17 protein-coding genes are annotated in these 15,429 nt (G+C 68.6%); 9 read left to right on the top strand and 8 right to left on the bottom strand.

The annotated features are described in order from the left end of the window. The first annotated feature begins 78 nt into the window (after positions 1-78). On the top strand, positions 79-1,746 hold the full coding sequence (locus ACZ50J_RS20695; RefSeq protein WP_464299039.1) for an FAD-binding dehydrogenase: 1,668 nt from the start codon (positions 79-81) through the stop codon (positions 1,744-1,746). Further along, complete coding sequence (locus ACZ50J_RS20690; RefSeq protein WP_464299038.1) at positions 1,746-2,261, top strand: NUDIX hydrolase; 516 nt, start codon at positions 1,746-1,748, stop codon at positions 2,259-2,261. Before ACZ50J_RS20695 ends, ACZ50J_RS20690 begins: the two co-directional genes overlap by 1 nt. Positions 2,262-2,380: 119 nt before the next feature. Here the strand turns inward: ACZ50J_RS20690 and ACZ50J_RS20685 are convergent, their stop codons facing one another. Continuing rightward, on the bottom strand, positions 2,381-2,983 hold the full coding sequence (locus tag ACZ50J_RS20685) for a histidine phosphatase family protein (RefSeq protein ID WP_464299037.1): 603 nt from the start codon (positions 2,981-2,983) through the stop codon (positions 2,381-2,383). Between the two features lie 690 nt (positions 2,984-3,673). Here ACZ50J_RS20685 and ACZ50J_RS20680 point away from each other — a divergent pair. Further along, positions 3,674-4,330 (top strand): maleylpyruvate isomerase N-terminal domain-containing protein, encoded by a 657-nt coding sequence (locus ACZ50J_RS20680; RefSeq protein ID WP_464299036.1) that lies wholly within the window; start codon positions 3,674-3,676, stop codon positions 4,328-4,330. Here the strand turns inward: ACZ50J_RS20680 and ACZ50J_RS20675 are convergent. Further along, positions 4,318-5,112, bottom strand: coding sequence for an alpha/beta fold hydrolase (locus ACZ50J_RS20675; protein ID WP_464299035.1), 795 nt, complete (start codon positions 5,110-5,112; stop codon positions 4,318-4,320). The two genes, ACZ50J_RS20680 and ACZ50J_RS20675, sit on opposite strands and share 13 nt — an antisense overlap. 35 nt (positions 5,113-5,147) lie before the next feature. After that, positions 5,148-5,822, bottom strand: a complete 675-nt coding sequence (locus ACZ50J_RS20670; RefSeq protein ID WP_464299034.1) for a GOLPH3/VPS74 family protein — start codon at positions 5,820-5,822, stop codon at positions 5,148-5,150. Between the two features lie 247 nt (positions 5,823-6,069). Between ACZ50J_RS20670 and mraY the strand changes: the two genes are divergently transcribed. After that, complete coding sequence (gene mraY, locus ACZ50J_RS20665; RefSeq protein WP_464299033.1) at positions 6,070-7,167, top strand: phospho-N-acetylmuramoyl-pentapeptide-transferase; 1,098 nt, start codon at positions 6,070-6,072, stop codon at positions 7,165-7,167. A gap of 15 nt (positions 7,168-7,182) precedes the next feature. Here the strand turns inward: mraY and ACZ50J_RS20660 are convergent, their stop codons facing one another. Continuing rightward, positions 7,183-7,548: an ArsR/SmtB family transcription factor gene (locus ACZ50J_RS20660; protein ID WP_464299032.1), complete on the bottom strand. Its 366-nt coding sequence runs from the start codon at positions 7,546-7,548 to the stop codon at positions 7,183-7,185. Positions 7,549-7,632: 84 nt separating this feature from the next. Here ACZ50J_RS20660 and arsM point away from each other — a divergent pair, with 84 nt between their 5' ends. The 4 genes from arsM to ACZ50J_RS20640 are packed head-to-tail and all read left to right on the top strand — an operon-like array spanning position 7,633 to position 10,778. Continuing rightward, positions 7,633-8,442 carry an arsenite methyltransferase gene (arsM, locus tag ACZ50J_RS20655; protein WP_464299031.1) on the top strand — a complete coding sequence of 270 codons (810 nt, stop codon included), beginning with the start codon at positions 7,633-7,635 and terminating at the stop codon, positions 8,440-8,442. A 58-nt stretch (positions 8,443-8,500) separates the two neighbouring features. Beyond that, a complete protein-coding gene (arsB, locus tag ACZ50J_RS20650; protein WP_464301378.1) occupies positions 8,501-9,571 on the top strand; it encodes an ACR3 family arsenite efflux transporter in 1,071 nt (356 codons plus the stop codon). After that, complete coding sequence (locus ACZ50J_RS20645) at positions 9,568-9,975, top strand: arsenate reductase ArsC (protein ID WP_464299030.1); 408 nt, start codon at positions 9,568-9,570, stop codon at positions 9,973-9,975. Before arsB ends, ACZ50J_RS20645 begins: the two co-directional genes overlap by 4 nt. Positions 9,976-10,022: 47 nt before the next feature. Beyond that, positions 10,023-10,778, top strand: a complete 756-nt coding sequence (locus ACZ50J_RS20640; RefSeq protein ID WP_464299029.1) for a class I SAM-dependent methyltransferase — start codon at positions 10,023-10,025, stop codon at positions 10,776-10,778. A 15-nt stretch (positions 10,779-10,793) separates the two neighbouring features. Here the strand turns inward: ACZ50J_RS20640 and ACZ50J_RS20635 are convergent, their stop codons facing one another. The 4 genes from ACZ50J_RS20635 to ACZ50J_RS20620 are packed head-to-tail and all read right to left on the bottom strand — an operon-like array spanning position 10,794 to position 14,189. Continuing rightward, complete coding sequence (locus ACZ50J_RS20635; RefSeq protein ID WP_464299028.1) at positions 10,794-11,960, bottom strand: hypothetical protein; 1,167 nt, start codon at positions 11,958-11,960, stop codon at positions 10,794-10,796. Positions 11,961-11,968: 8 nt separating this feature from the next. Beyond that, on the bottom strand, positions 11,969-12,535 hold the full coding sequence (locus tag ACZ50J_RS20630; RefSeq protein WP_464299027.1) for a bacterial proteasome activator family protein: 567 nt from the start codon (positions 12,533-12,535) through the stop codon (positions 11,969-11,971). A gap of 45 nt (positions 12,536-12,580) precedes the next feature. Further along, positions 12,581-13,549 carry an NAD(P)H-quinone oxidoreductase gene (locus ACZ50J_RS20625; RefSeq protein ID WP_464299026.1) on the bottom strand — a complete coding sequence of 323 codons (969 nt, stop codon included), beginning with the start codon at positions 13,547-13,549 and terminating at the stop codon, positions 12,581-12,583. Positions 13,550-13,559: 10 nt separating this feature from the next. After that, a complete protein-coding gene (locus tag ACZ50J_RS20620) occupies positions 13,560-14,189 on the bottom strand; it encodes a class I SAM-dependent methyltransferase (RefSeq protein WP_464299025.1) in 630 nt (209 codons plus the stop codon). Between the two features lie 104 nt (positions 14,190-14,293). Between ACZ50J_RS20620 and ACZ50J_RS20615 the strand changes: the two genes are divergently transcribed. Then, entirely contained in the window at positions 14,294-15,388 is a 1,095-nt protein-coding gene (locus ACZ50J_RS20615) for a flavin-containing monooxygenase (RefSeq protein ID WP_464299024.1), read from the top strand. Positions 15,389-15,429 lie beyond the last annotated feature (41 nt).

The following is a 15,429-nucleotide window of genomic DNA, read 5'->3' as shown; positions in this document are numbered from 1 at the left end:
GGTTCGCTGGAGTCGCGCGCGACCGCCGCGAGTACCGGCGGGTAGGTTTGGTGCTTCGCGACTTCGAAAGGTGCACTCATGGACGCTGACGTCATCGTCGTCGGAGCCGGCCTGGCCGGGCTCGTCGCGGCCGGCGAACTCATCGCCGCCGGCAAGAAGGTCGTGATCGTCGACCAGGAGAGCGCCGCGAATCTCGGTGGCCAGGCGTGGTGGTCCTTCGGCGGACTCTTCTTCGTCGATTCGCCCGAGCAGCGCCGCATGGGCATCAAGGACTCGGTCGACCTCGCCTGGCAGGACTGGCAGGGCAGTGCGGCGTTCGACCGTCTGGACGACGAGGACAGCTGGGCCAGCAAGTGGGCGCGGGCGTATGTCGAGTTCGCCGCCGGGGAGAAACGTTCCTGGTTGAAGGAGCGCGGCATGGGCTGGCTGGGCATTGTCGGCTGGGCCGAGCGCGGTGACGGTCGCGCGGGCGGACACGGCAACTCCGTGCCGCGTTTTCACGTCACCTGGGGCACCGGCACCGGCGTGGTCAAACCCTTCGTCGACGCGGCACTCGCCGCCGCGGAGACCGGGCAGGTGCGCTTCCTGCATCGGCGCCGGGTCGACGAGCTGGTTCGCGACGGCGCCGCAGTGACTGGCGTGCGTGGTCGAATCCTCAAGGACGACAATGCCCCTCGTGGAGAGCAGTCGTCACGGGATGAGGTCGGGGACTTCGAGTTGACCGCGCAGGCCGTGGTCGTCAGCAGCGGCGGCATCGGCGGCAACCATGAGCTGGTGCGCAAGTGGTGGCCGCAACGGTTGGGCGCCGCGCCACGGGACATGATCACGGGGGTGCCGGCATACGTCGACGGCCGGATGATCGACATCGCCGAGCAGGCCGGCGCGCGCACCGTCAACCGCGACCGCATGTGGCATTACGTTGAGGGCATTAGGAACTGGGCTCCGGTGTGGCCGCAGCACGCGATCCGGATCCTGCCCGGGCCGTCGCCGCTCTGGTTCGACGCCCTCGGTCGGAGACTGCCGCACCCGTACCTGCCCGGGTTCGACACGCTGGGCACCCTGCGTTACCTGCGAACCACGCCGGAGCTCGCGCCATACGACCACTCGTGGTTCGTGGTGACGCAGAAGATCATCGAGAAGGAGTTCGCGCTCTCGGGATCCGAGCAGAACCCCGACATTACGAACAAGGACCTGAAGCTGCTCGCGTCGCGGGTGCGCAAGGGTGCGCCGGGTCCGGTTGAGGCCTTCAAGCAGAAGGGCGCGGATTTCGTTGTCGCGGATGATGTTTCGACGCTCGTCGATCGGATGAACGCGTTGACGCCGGAGCCGTTGCTGGACGCGCAGTCGATCGAGAAGCAGATCCGGGAACGGGACCGGGAGGTCGCCAATCCGTTCAGCAAGGATGCGCAGATGACCGCCATCCAGGGAGCGCGGCGGTATCGCGGGGACCGGTTGATCCGGGTCGCGAAGCCGCACCGCATCCTCGACCCGGCGGCCGGTCCGCTGATCGGTGTGAAGCTGCACGTGCTGACCCGAAAGTCGTTGGGCGGCTTGCAGACCGACCTGCAGTCGCGTGTGCTGGACGCGACGGGGGAGCCGATCGAGGGTCTCTTCGCTGCGGGTGAGGCGGCCGGCTTCGGCGGAGGTGGCGTGCACGGCTACAACTCGCTGGAGGGCACCTTCCTCGGTGGTTGCATCTTCTCCGGTCGTGCCGCCGGACGAGCCGCGGCCGCGCAGGTGGGCTGATGTCCCACGACCGGCCGGGTTCCCTGCGGCGTCTCGGGCTTGCACTCTTCCGGCTGACGCCGGCGAAGGTGCTGTGGCCGTTCATCCGGGTCGCGTCGCCGACGTTCACGGTCGGCGCCGTCGCGCTGATCGAGTATGACGGAAAGCTGTTGGCGCTCAGGCAAACTCATCGCAACGGGGTGAGCCTGCCCGGAGGCCTGGTCGAGAAGGGCGAGCACCCGACGCAGAGCGTCGCGCGGGAAGTGATGGAGGAGACCGGGCTGCGCATCGATCCCGGTGACGTCATCGCCACGACATACGAGACCAAACTGCGGCACATCGACGTGCTCTTCCGGGTCGTCTGCGAAAAGGAGCCCGACGTCCGGGTCGCCAGCGAGGCGACAGGTTTCGAGTGGTTGCCGCTTGATGAGTGGACGGATATCGACAAGGCGACCGCGCGCGTGCTGCATGCCGTCCGTGCCGTGCACCACGAGCCGCGGTTCGGGTCGGTGCTCGGCCCGTCGAGCGGCGACTGACGCGGACCAGGCATTGCCGAATGACGGCTCCCTCGGCGACTGACGGTCAGATCGCGCCGTCAGTCGGCGAAGAAGCCGTCACTCGGGACGATTTGGTGAGCGGGCCGCCGTCCGGGTCCTCAGGGGCGGTCCCGGCGGGTCAGTCGCCACCGATCGCCGTCGTACTCCAGGATGTACAGGTCGCAACCGGGCATGTCGTTGCCGTCGGCCGGCAGGTCGGGATGCCCGGCGGCGATGCTCCCGAGCACCGAGATGATCGCGCCCCCGTGGCTCACCACGGCGACGGTCTCGCCGGGCGCGTGTGCGCAGATCGTCTCCAGCACTGCGAACATGCGCCGCGCGACTGCGTGGCCGTCTTCGCCGCCGGGTATGCCGGCCGACAGCTCGCCGCGCAGCCAGTGCAGCTGCACCGGCTCGAACACCGCCGGGTTGTACGGGCGCCCGCGCTCATCGCCAACGTCGTACTCCTGCAACCCGACTCGGACTTCGACGGGTAGTGACAGCACGCTCGCTGCGATCTCTGCCGTCTGCACCGCGCGGGACAGTTCGGAGCAGAGGACGGCTGTCGGATGATGGGCTGCGAGCCGCTCGCCGAGGCGGCGTGCCTGGCTCCGGCCCGGCGCAGTCAGGCTGCCGCCGCTGTCTCCGCTGCCGTCGGATTCGTATGCCGCCTCCGCATGCCGGGCCAGGAGCACGCGTGTCGTGATCGCTTTCGACGTCATACATGCACCGTAGCCAGCGCGGATGAGATCACTCCGTGTTTGGTGGCCTGACAGGCTCGGGGTTGCGGCCGCGCCCGGGTGACTACGTTGCGACCTTCTCAGTAACCCTGCGAGATGAATATTGCTGAGGTTGATGTCTTTTCAGGCTGCGGCGGTGTGGTGGCCCGGCATGCGGCTGGGTGTGAGGTTCCAGTGCACGCTGTCGGGACGGACCAGCGCGGTGTAGCCGTTGCGGTGAATCGTTCTCGGCGTCCGACATCGAGGGGTTCGCTGGGTCCGCCGAGGACGACAGGGATCAGATCTGCGGTGCAGGCCAGGCGGCGGGCAGCTCCGCGTCGATGAGGTCCATGAGTGCGTCGACGCGGCGTTTGCCGGGGGAGCGTTCATCCCGCACCGGATCGCCGGAACCAGCCGATGCTGAGCCGCCAGCATCGGTGCCGGTGAGGCCTGAACTCGTTTCCTCGGCTCGGCGGTGGTGTCATTAACATGACTGGATCGGTGACGATGGTGCGGATCACCCTGCCCTGCTTGCTGTTTCGTCTACTGACTGCCTACTGGCGAAGATCACCAATGGCTGTAGATTCAGCGAGCAAAATTATGAAATGGCGTGCCGTGGCTCTGCTCGATCCCGACCCGCAGGCAGCCCCGGGCCATCGCTTCGCCGCGACGGAATCCTGTTACGTTGCGACGGTGGAACCCTTCACGACGTCGTGGGCCGCTCTGCGCGGCGCGGTCGCCTCGCTCGCGGACGAGGACTTCGCGCAGCCGTCCGGCTGCGCCGGGTGGTTGGTGCGAGATCTTGTGTGCCACTTGGTGATTGACGCGCAAGACGTACTCATCACGCTCGCAACGCCGGCCGATGGTCCGCCGACGCACGACGCGTTGACCTACTGGGCCGTCGCCGCCGAGCCGCCGACCGGCGACGACCCGCTGGATGCGTTGATCGTCCGCCTTGCCGCCGCGTACGAGCAGCCGTCACTGCTCACCTTCCACCTCGACGACCTCGGTTCGGCAGCGGGACGCGCCGCCGTGCTCGCCGATCCCGAAGCCGTGGTCAGCACGCAGGGGCAGGTCCTCACGGCGGCCGACTACCTCACGGCATACGTTCTGGAGTGGACGCTGCATCACCTCGACCTGATCGCCCAACTGCCGAACGCACCCGAGCCACCGGCGGACGGGCTCGCGCAGTCGCGAGCGATGCTCGAGAAGATCCTCGGCATGGCATTCCCGCTGTCGTTCTCCGACGCGGACGCACTGCTCGTCGGCACCGGACGACGGGTGGCGACCGATGCCGAGGCCGACGCACTCGGCGCGCAGGTCGCCAAGATTCCCCGTTACCTCGGTTGATCGCTCGGCCGGCACCGGCTGAGCCAGGTCCGGACGAGCATCGCGAAGACCTCCGGCTGCTCGAACGGTAGGTAATGGCCGGCGTCCGCGAGAGTGACATAGTCCGCCTGCGGCAGATACGGCGCGCCGAGCATCGCGTCGCGGTAGCCCGCGATTCGATCGCGTCGACCGGTGACCAGGCAGGCCGGCGCGTCGAGTGTGGTGGGTTCCTCCTCGTCGGACAGGGCGAAACCGTTGCCGCGCAGCGCGTCCAGGTAGGCATCATCGGAGGGGCCGTTGGCAAGGATTGCGGCAGACGTACGGCGGGCGGCCGCGACAGTCTGGTGACCGATCGCCTCCTCGAAGTGTTCGTGCAGGTATGGCGGCACTGCCGACAGCCAATCGGGTTCGGGGCGCGAGCGCAGTGTGCCAGTCAGATCGCGGTCTGCGGGCCGGATCTTGAAGCCGGCGCAGACCATCATCATGCCGAGGATGCGCTCCGACCGACGCCGGATCAGGCCGGCTCCGAGGTACGCGCCGTAGGACCAGCCGAGGAGGGCGAAGCGATCCGTGCCGAGTCGGTCCTCGATGGTTGCGACCAACTCGTCGAGCACCGCATCCGATGAAGGCTCACCCGAAGGAGAGCGCCCGGTGCCGGGAAGGTCGACATACCAGCGCCGCCAGGTGCTGTCCGCGGCGAAGGCCGGCTCGACCGCAGCAGCCATGGCCCCGTGGTCGAGGCCGAAGGCCGGGAGTACGACCAGCGGTTCGCCGTCGCCCTGATGATCGATGTGCAGGCTCACACCGGCCAGTCCAGCACCTCGGGCGCCGGCGCGGGTCAGTTGGTCGTGACCGTGCTCGCCGCGGTCGCTGCGGTGACGGCGGCCATCGTCGCCGCCATGGCGGCAGCCTGCGCGTCATGCACCGCGCGGCCGACAGCGCCCGAAGCCCAGTCGCCGTCGGTGATCTGCTTCGCCCGTCGGGTCAGGTCCCTCTTCGTCATACCGAACTGTTCATGCGGGAAGACGCCGGGGACGGCTCCGGCCGCGAGCGTCAGCCCGAGCAACGTGCCGGTGCGCATGTCCGGCGTCGAGGTGCCGGATAGGACCGCGGCGACGTCGTTCCAGGTCTGCTTGCGTATGGCGGGATTGCGGACCGGGAAACGGTTCGGCCGCAGGAAACGGCCGCGCTGGCATTCGACGATCCCCGCCGCGGCGAGGCGGTCGTACAGCTCGTCCCCGAGCCCCTTGGCGACCTTGCCGAGGACGTCCTTCGGCTTCTTGCCGAGCTTCTGCTGAAAGGTGATCAGCGCACGGTCGAGCGTCGGGTCGCCGAGCGGCGCGGGTGTCGGCGGCGGTGCGAGCCGCCCGCGGTCGTCGACTGCTGCGCGGCCGTTGGCCGCGAGTTCCGCGAGCAGGCCGCCGGCCAGTGCGATCGGCACCGCCTGGCTGCTCGCCAGCCATTTGCCCTCGTCGGTGGTGACCAACAGCAGGAATTCCTCCGAGATCAGCATGTCGTCGAGCCTACGCGGCGGCCTCGATGGGCGATCCGTGCCGATCTCCGGCCAAGAGCGTGAGGTCGTGATGCAACCCGGGGCGCCGCCGGGCGTCATACATCTGGAGTGATGGTGTGATCCGCGCTGCCCGGACGGGCCGGATCACGGTCGACACAAGGTGGAGTCTCAGCAAGAAGATGGACCGACGCATGCGTAGGACCTCGGTCGCACCGGCGACGCCACAACTGCCACCGGAAGCGCTCCGGTGAAGCTCGTCCTCATCGGAGCCCTCGTCGCGCTCCTCGTCGGCCTGATCGGCACCCGATACTTCATCGAGCTCGCCAAGCGGCAGGGCTGGGGTCAGTTCATCCGGGACGACGGACCGACCAGCCACCACACCAAGCGCGGCACGCCCCAGATGGGCGGCATCGTGATCCTCGGCGGTGCGGTCGTCGGCTATCTGCTCGCGCACCTGCTGACCTGGGACGCGCCGACCGCATCCGGGCTGCTCGTGCTCTTCCTGATGGTCGGCATCGGTTTCGTCGGCTTCCTGGACGACTGGACCAAGATCACCCACGAACGCTCGCTCGGCCTGACGTCGGTGCAGAAGCTCATCGGGCAGACCGTGGTGTCGGTCGTGTTCGCCGTCCTGGCCACCCGCTTCGGCAGGGGCGGGATCGCCCCGGCGAGCTACCGCATCTCGTTCGTCCGCGACACCTGGATCAACCTGGCGTTCGCCGGGACGGTCATCGGCGTCATCCTCTTCGTGCTCTGGGCCAACGTCATGATCGCGGGCGCCAGCAACGGCGTGAACCTCACCGACGGACTGGACGGTCAGGCGGCCGGTGCGTGCGTGATGGTCTTCGGCGCCTACGTGCTGATCAGCGTGTGGCAGTTCAACCAGAACTGCCAGTGGGTGACCTCCTCGCAGTGCTACGACGTGCGCGACCCGCTCGACCTGGCCGTCGTCGCCGCGTGTGTCATGGGTGCCTGTTTCGGCTTCCTGTGGTGGAACGCCTCGCCCGCCAAGATCTTCATGGGCGACACCGGTTCGCTCGGGCTCGGCGCAGCACTGGCCGGTCTGGCGATCATGACGCGAACCGAGCTGCTGATGATCATCCTCGGCGGACTCTTCGTGCTGGAGACGGTGTCGGTGATGTTGCAGGTCGGCTATTTCAAGGCGACGAAGCGCAAGAACGGCGGGGTCGGCAAGCGGCTCTTCCGGATGTCGCCGATCCACAACCACTTCGTGCTGCTGGGCTGGGCCGAGGTCACCATCACCGTGCGGTTCTGGATCATCTGCGGCATTTGCGTGGCCGCCGGAATCGGCGTCTTCTACGCCGAGTGGGTCGTCGGCGTATGACGGAGGGCTTGTCGGCTACGGCCGGCGGTCCAGGCTGACGGCCCGCCGGAGCTCGTCGAAGGTGTCGTCGACGATGCGGTAGTAGGCCCATTTGCCGCGCTGTTCGCGCGTGACGAGCCCCGCCTCGGCGAGCAGCTTCATGTGATGGGACACCGTCGGCTGACTCAGTCCGACCGGATCGGTCAGGTCGCAGATGCACGCCTCGGCATCGTCGGCCGCCGCGATCAGCGAGATGAGCCGGACCCGGGTCGGATCGCCGAGTGCCTTGAAGACGCGCGCCAACTGCTGGGCAGCAGCTTCGTCCATTGCACCACCGGTCAAGGGGGAACAGCACGCGGCGATGCCCACGGGTGTGATCGGCAGCTCGGTCCTGGTGGCCATGCCACCACCCTACGCCCATGCATTGACGATCGTCGATATGTGAGGCACGATGCTCATATCGACATTCATCAATCGGAGGTTGCTGTGACTGACACGAACAACGAGGTCCGGGAGCAGGTCCGGACGCGGTATGCCGCTGCCGCCAACGCCGTCACACGCGGCAACCGAGACGCACTGGCCGTGGTCGATGCCGACCAATCGTGTTGCGGTCCCACGGAGAACGCCTCCTGCTGCGGAGGTTCCGGCGAGGTGGACGACGCATTCGGCGCCGCCCTCTACTCCGCGGACGAGCAGGGCGAACTGCCGGCCGAGGCCATCGCCGCCTCCCTGGGCTGCGGCAATCCGATGGCCGTGGCCGAGTTGCACGAGGGTGAGAAGGTGCTCGACCTGGGCTCGGGAGGCGGCATCGACGTCCTGCTGTCGGCGCGACGCGTCGGACCCACCGGTCACGCCTACGGCGTCGACATGACCGACGAGATGCTGGATCTCGCGAACGCCAACAAGGCGAAGGCGGGGGCCACCAACGTGGAGTTCCTGAAGGGCACCATCGAGGACGTTCCGCTGCCGGACGGTGCGGTCGACGTGGTGATCTCCAACTGCGTGATCAACCTGTCGACCGACAAGCCGGCCGTGCTGGCCGAGATGTTCCGGGTCCTCACGCCCGGCGGTCGCATCGGTGTGTCCGACGTCGTCGCCGAGGACCACCTGAGCCCCGCCGATCGCGCCGAGCGAGGGTCGTATGTCGGCTGCATCGCCGGAGCCCTGTCCCGCTCCGAGTACCTCGACGGGTTGGCCGCCGCCGGATTCGTCGACGCCGAGGTCACCTTCACCCATGAGGCCGCACCGGGGATGCACTCCGCGCTGGTCCGAGCCAGCAAGCCCGGGCAGGTCTGACGCGGTGCCGGATACCGCTCTGCGCCATACCTCGACGCCTGCCGGGGGCGAGCCGGTCATGGCGAAACTGTCGATCCTGGACCGGTTCCTCCCCATCTGGATCATCGCGGCCATGGCGCTCGGCCTCGTCCTCGGACGGGTCGTCCCGTCGCTCGCAGACCGGCTGGACGGGGTGCAGGTCGGATCGGTCAGCCTGCCGATCGCGGTCGGTCTGTTGCTGATGATGTACCCGGTCCTGGCGAAGGTGCGGTACGACCGGCTCGGCCGGGTCACCGCCGACCGGCGGATGCTGGTGACGTCCCTGGTGCTGAACTGGCTGATCGGGCCGGCGCTGATGTTCGTGCTCGCCTGGGTGTTCCTGCCCGACCTGCCGGCATACCGGACCGGGCTGATCATCGTCGGTCTGGCGCGCTGCATCGCGATGGTGCTGATCTGGAACGACCTCGCCTGCGGTGACCGGCAGGCGGCCGCGGTGCTCGTCGCGATCAACGCGGTCTTCCAGATCCTCGCGTTCGGTCTCCTCGGGTGGTTCTACCTGCAGCTCCTTCCCGGGTGGCTCGGCCTGGACCGGGTGGACGCGGCGTTCTCCATCGGCACGATCGTGGTGTCGGTGCTCGTCTTTCTCGGCATACCCCTGGTGGCGGGCTTCCTCACCCGCACGATCGGCGAACGCGCCAAGGGCGACGCCTGGTATGAACAGCGCTTCCTGCCGAGGATCGGACCGGTCGCGCTCTACGGGCTGCTCTTCACCATCGTCGTCCTCTTCGCCCTGCAGGGGCACACGATCACCACGCAGCCATGGAACGTCGTGCGCATCGCCATACCGCTATTGGCTTATTTCGCAGTCATGTTCACCGCCAGCTTCGCGCTCGGGCATCGGCTGCGGCTCGGTTACGCCAAGGCCGTCACGGTTGCGTTCACGGCCGCGGGCAACAACTTCGAGCTCGCGATCGCCGTGTGCATCGGTGTCTTCGGCGCCACCTCGGGACAGGCGCTGGCCGGAGTCGTCGGGCCGTTGATCGAGGTGCCGGTGCTGGTCGCGCTCGTGTATGCCGCGCTCGCCGTGCGAAACCGCTTCTACTCCAACAACACCCAGCCGGTGGCCGTCACCGGGGAGGAGATCGCATGAGCGCGGGCAAGCCGGGCGTGCTGTTCGTCTGTGTCCACAACGCAGGCCGGTCGCAGATGGCCGCCGGTTGGCTGCGCCAACTCGCCGATGACCGGATCGACATCTATTCCGCGGGAACCGAGCCGGCCGACGGCATCAATCCTGTCGCGGTGGAGGCCATGGCAGAGGTCGGCATCGACATCACCGCGGCGCAGCCGCGCCTGCTCACCCCCGAGCTCGTCCAAGGTGTCGACGTCGTGATCACCATGGGTTGCGGGGACACCTGCCCCTACTTCCCGGGTAAGCGCTACGAGGACTGGCCGCTCACCGACCCGGCCGGCCGGCCGCTCTCGGTCGTCCGCCGGGTGCGGGACGACATCCGCGACAGAGTGGGACTGCTGGTGGCCGAACTCCTCCCGGACTGAGGGAAACTCGGTTGCCCGTTGCGGTGCCTCGCGACGATAGTCATCGGGTGAGCACAGAGCGATCCCGCAGCTTCGGCGCGGCGGCTGCGGCCTATGACCGGTATCGGCCGGAGTACCCGGATCAGGTCGCGGCGCTGGTGGTGGAGTATGCCGAAGGCCCCGTCCGGACTGCGCTGGAGCTCGGAGCCGGCACCGGCAAGGCGACCAGCATCTTTGTGCGGCGCGGAGTTTCAGTGACGGCGAGTGAGCCGGATGGCGGCATGTTAAACGCGCTGCACCGCAGGCTGCCCGAGGTCGCGACTGTCCACGCCTCGCTCGAGGAACTGCCGGTGCTCGGACCCTTCGATCTGGTTTTCGTCGCGGCCGCGCTGCACTGGACCGAGCCGGCCGGCCGGTGGGATCGGATCGCCGGGCTGTTGACACCGGGTGGGGTGTTCGCGAATTTCGGTGGTCAGCCCGAGCTCGCTGACGAAGGTCTGGTCGAGGCGGTTCGGCTGGCGCATCAACCGTGGCTCGCCGATGATTCCGCGCCGCACATGGGGCATGCACCGGACAGCGACCTGCATTGGCCGGCAACGGAACTCGTGGATGATGCGAGGTTCACCGATGTGCGCGAGACGGTGGTGGAGCAGCTCTTCGAGCTGACGTCGACGGAGTATGTCGGACTGCTGTCGACCGTCTCGGCATACCTCGTGCTGAGCGAGGATGAGCGCGCAGCCGCGCTCGCCGCGATCGCGAAGGTTCTGCCGGATGTGGTCGAGTTGCGTGCGGACATCACCGTGCACCTGGCTCGCCGGGTGTGAGCGCGGCCCGATGCGTCAGATCGCGTAGGGGTAGATCCCGAGCATGTAGGCGCCGAACCACGCGCTGGTGACGGTAGCCGCGGCGCCCACCGTCACCTGCGTGGTGCGGGAGCGCTGCGCCAGGGCGAGGGCGACGGGTGTCAGCAGCACGAAGGCCGGCAACAGCAGCCGCACCCGGGAGTTCATCAGGCCGGTCGACAGCAACACGGTCGAGGCGGCGAGGGCACCGTAAAAGCTGACCTGCCAAGGCAATCGGGTGACGAAGGTCAATGCGATCAGCACGACGGTCGCCAGGATCACCCACGCCGTGATGACATCCCCGGCGGTCTGGTTGAGCGACAGCGTGTCGACCAGATACCGCACGGTGGCCGCGCCGGCATCGAAGCGCGTGCCCCAACCGTTGCTCTGCACCCGGAACCACCCGGTCGGCGCGCCGACGTGGAACCCGACGAACACCATCCAGAACAGCCAGCCCAGTGGAGCGAGCGCAGCACCGACCCAGGGTCGCCAACCGTCGCGCCGGGAGATGAACGCCGCGATCACCAGCACGGCGATCAGCGCCACCGCGGTCGTTCGGGTGAGCCCGGCGCACATCGTAAGCAATCCCGCTGCGATCCAACGCTTTTCGAGGATCATCCACAGTGCCCAGCCGGCGAAGGCGCAGTAGATCGCCTCCGTGTAGGCCATCGTGAGGACCACACTCATCGGGGTCGCCGCGAAGAGCAGCGCCATGATGACTCCCGCCAGGTCGCCGCGGCGTTCGTCCTCCGGCCACCTGTGCAGCGCGCACCAGCGACCGATCCGGTATGCCGCAACGGTCGCGGCGGCGCCGGCGACGACACTGGTCAGGATCGCGGCGGCATACGTGCTCATTCCGGGGAGTGCACCGACGGCACGAACGACCATCGGGTATCCGGGGAAGAACGCGTATGACGTGTCGGAGGTCAGCCGGCCGTGCGCGTCCGTGAGGTCCACCGGGATGTGGTCGTAGCCCCGACCGGCGAGCGCCAGCATCCACTGGCCGTCCCAGGCCGCGAGCATGGAGTGCAGCGACTTGTCATTGCGATGTCCGACATACAGCAGCCAGCAGAGGCCGACCACTCGCGCCACCACGAACGCGGCGAACCCGAGCAGCCAGGACCGCGTCGCCGGACCCGCCCAGCGGGAACGGCGGAGCGGCACCGCGAGACTCAGAGGTACTGCCCGGTCGGGCCCGCCGGCCCGGAACCGTCGTGCGCGGGGTCGACCCCGTGGCCCGGCGGCAGCCCGCGGCGCATCGCCTGCAGTTGTGCCTGCGATGCCATCTGTTGCGCCACGATCGCGGTCTGTATGCCGTGGAAGAGCCCCTCGAGCCAGCCGACCAGCTGTGCCTGGGCGATGCGCAACTCGGCGTCGCTGGGAGCTTCCTCGCTGAACGGCAGGGCGATCCGGTCCAGTTCCTCGACGAGTTCGGGTGCCAAGCCTTCCTTGAGCTCGGCGATCGACCGGTGATGTATGTCGGCCAGCCGTTTCCGCCCCGCGTCGTCCAACGGTGCGTTGCGCACTTCCTCCAGCAACTGCTTGATCATCGAGCCGATCCGCATGACCTTCGCGGGACGCTCGACCAGGTCGGCCGGGTTCTCCTCGACCGTGGCCTCGGTCGCTGCGGCGTCGCCGTCGTCGTCCTTGGCATCGCTCGGTGGCGAGGCGACCCCCATGCCGTCCTGGGTCACGACGACGATGCGCTGTTGTTCGTCCTGGTTCTCGTCCGGCGTCATGGCACCCATAGTGCCAAACCGAGATCCATCCGGTCCCCGGCCGCTTCAGGGAGTGAGCAGCAGCTTGCCGATGTGCTGCGACTCGGCGAGTGCCCGGTGGGCATCGGCGGCACGGTCCAGCGGCAGAGTCTCCTGCACGACAGGGCGCACGGCGCCGCTCTCCAACAGCGGCCACACGTGTTCGCGGACGCTCGTGACCACCCGCGCCTTGTCGGCGCGGTCCCGTGCCCGCAGGCCGGTCGCGATCACCGAACCACGCTTGGCCAGCAGAGCCGCGATGTCGAGCTCGCCGGTGCGGCCACCCTGCATGCCGATGATGTCCAGCCGGCCGTCCTTGGCGAGGGCGGCAACATTGCGGGCCAGATACTTCGCGCCGACCACGTCGAGGATGACGTCCGCACCGCCCTCGGCGGACATGACCTCGACGAAGTCCTGCTCGCGGTAGTTGATGAGTATGTCGGCGCCGAGTTCCGCGCAGCGGTCGAGCTTTTCGGCGGATCCGGCGGTCACCGCGACCCGTGAACCGAACGCCTTGGCGAGCTGGATGGCCATCGTCCCGATGCCGCTGGACCCGCCGTGCGCGAGCAACAACTCGCCGGGCTGCAGGCGTGCGGTCATGAAGACGTTGGACCACACGGTGCAGACGACCTCCGGCAGAGCCGCGGCGTCGACGAGCTCGATGCCGGCGGGCACGGGCAGCAGCTGCCCGACGGGGACGGCGACCTGCTCGGCATACCCGCCGCCGGCCAGTAATGCACACACCTGGTCGCCGCCGGACCACCCGGTGACCGCCGAGCCGACGGCGCTGATCGTGCCGCTGACCTCGAGGCCGGGGATCTCGGACTCGCCCTTGGGTGGCGGGTAGAACCCTTGGCGTTGCATCAGATCCGCGCGGTTGACGCCCGCAGCGGCGACGTCGACGAGCACCTCGTCGTCGCCGATCGTCGGTGTGGGTATGTCGGAGAGCGTCAACACGGACTCGTCGCCGAAGCTCGGCAGGGTGATCGCACGCATGGGACCGACGTTAGTCGGTGCGCAGGACCGCCCATTGATAGTGCAGGTCGGAGTCGTCGCCGGCCGGCCACGTCTCGAAGGTCTCGACCGTGCCGTGCCGGGCGAGCGTTGTCCGCAGATCGTCGTCGGACCGGAGCGAGAAGAAGCGCGGCGGCCCGTATGCCGAGCTGCCCCAGCGCTCTTCGCGGCTTGCCGGTGCACCCCACACGCCGATCGCGACGGGCGAGCCGGGCCGCACGACACGGGCCAGCTCGGCGACGGCGGTGTCGAGGTCCTCGTTGGCGACGTGCAGCAGCGTGCTGGCCGTGTATGCCGCATCGAATTCGGCTGTGTCGAAAGGTAGTTCGAGCGCGGATCCGACCTGGACATCGAGTCCGGCCTGTCGGCACAGGGCAACGCTCTCGGGTGCGAGGTCGAGGCCGCGGAAGGTGAGACCCGCATCCCGGAAGGCGATCGAATCGCGACCCGGGCCGGTGCCGATCTCGGTCACGGACGTGCGACCTTCGTGCTGCACCAGCCGGATGAAGTCGTCGCGACGCTGCACGCGTTCGGTGGGGAGTTCGTTGGCGCGGCGGTCGCGCGCTTCGTTGTCGTAGTAGGTGCGCAGGTCGGCTTCGCGTTCGGCGCGGCTGGTCGGCATGGTGTGCATCCTTCCAGGCAGAGGTGGCCGAGGAGCGACGAAGGAGCGTCTCGAGGTCCCGTCACCGCGGGAATGAGCGCTTCCGCGCCATCGTTCACCTCGGTATGACCTCCGCACCCGTGCCGACGCTACGACGGGACGTGGTGGTCATCGGTGCCGGCCAGGCCGGGCTGTCCGCGGGCCACTTCCTGCGCAAGGCGGGTTTGCAGCCGGGTGTCGACTTCGATGTGCTCGACGCCAACCCGACGCCGGGCGGGGCGTGGAGCCATCGCTGGGACGCGCTCACGCTGGGCACCGTGCACGGCATCCACGATCTGCCGGATTTCCCTCTCGGCGCTCCCGATCCGACCGAGCCGGCGCGCGAGGTGGTCAAGCGTTACTACGGCGCCTACGAGCAGCACGAGGGCCTGCGGGTGCAGCGACCCTGGCGGGTCAGCACTGTCGAGAGTGCGGGCGACCCGCTGGTTGTCCGTGCCGAACAGGACGGTGAGCAACGGCGGTACGTCGCCGACGCGGTCATCAGCGCTACGGGCACCTGGGACCGGCCGTACGTGCCGTCATACCCGGGGCGATTCGGTGGGATCCAATTGACGACCAAGGATTTCCACGCCCCGGAGGACTTCCTCGGGAAGCGCGTCCTCGTCGTCGGCGGCGGAGCATCGGCCGTGCAGTTCCTCCTGCTGCTCGAGCGGTATGACGTCGCCACCCTCTGGTCGACGCGCCGCCCGCCCGAATGGATCGACCGGCCGGTCGGCCCGCGATGGGGCGCCGAGGTCGAGCGGCGCGTGGCGGCCAAGACCCGGGCCGGACTGCCGGCCGGTTCCGTTGTCTCCAACACCGGACTCCTGCGGCGCCCTGAGTACGACGCCGGCATCGCGCGCGGGACCCTCGTCAGTCGTGGCGGGATCGACCGGCTCACCGAGCGCGGCGTGGACTTCACCGACGGCAGTCACGAGGACGTGGACGCGATCCTGTGGGCGACGGGCTTCCGACCCTCGCTGGGTCACCTGACGCCGCTGAAGCTGCGCGAACCCGGCGGCGGGCTGCTCGTCGCCGACGACGACGTGTCGGTGATCAAGGAGCCGCGGCTGTTCGTCGTGGGCTACGGCCCCAGCGCCTCGACGCTCGGCGCGACCCGCGCCGGCCGCCGCGCAGCACGCGGCGCACTGCGGGTCGTCGCCGACCGCGCCGCGGCCTGATCCGGCCGAGCTGACGAGTGCCGGCGCACAACCCCCTTCAC

This window comes from Flexivirga sp. G2 (assembly GCF_055397625.1).
This window is presented reverse-complemented; position numbering and strand designations above follow the sequence as displayed.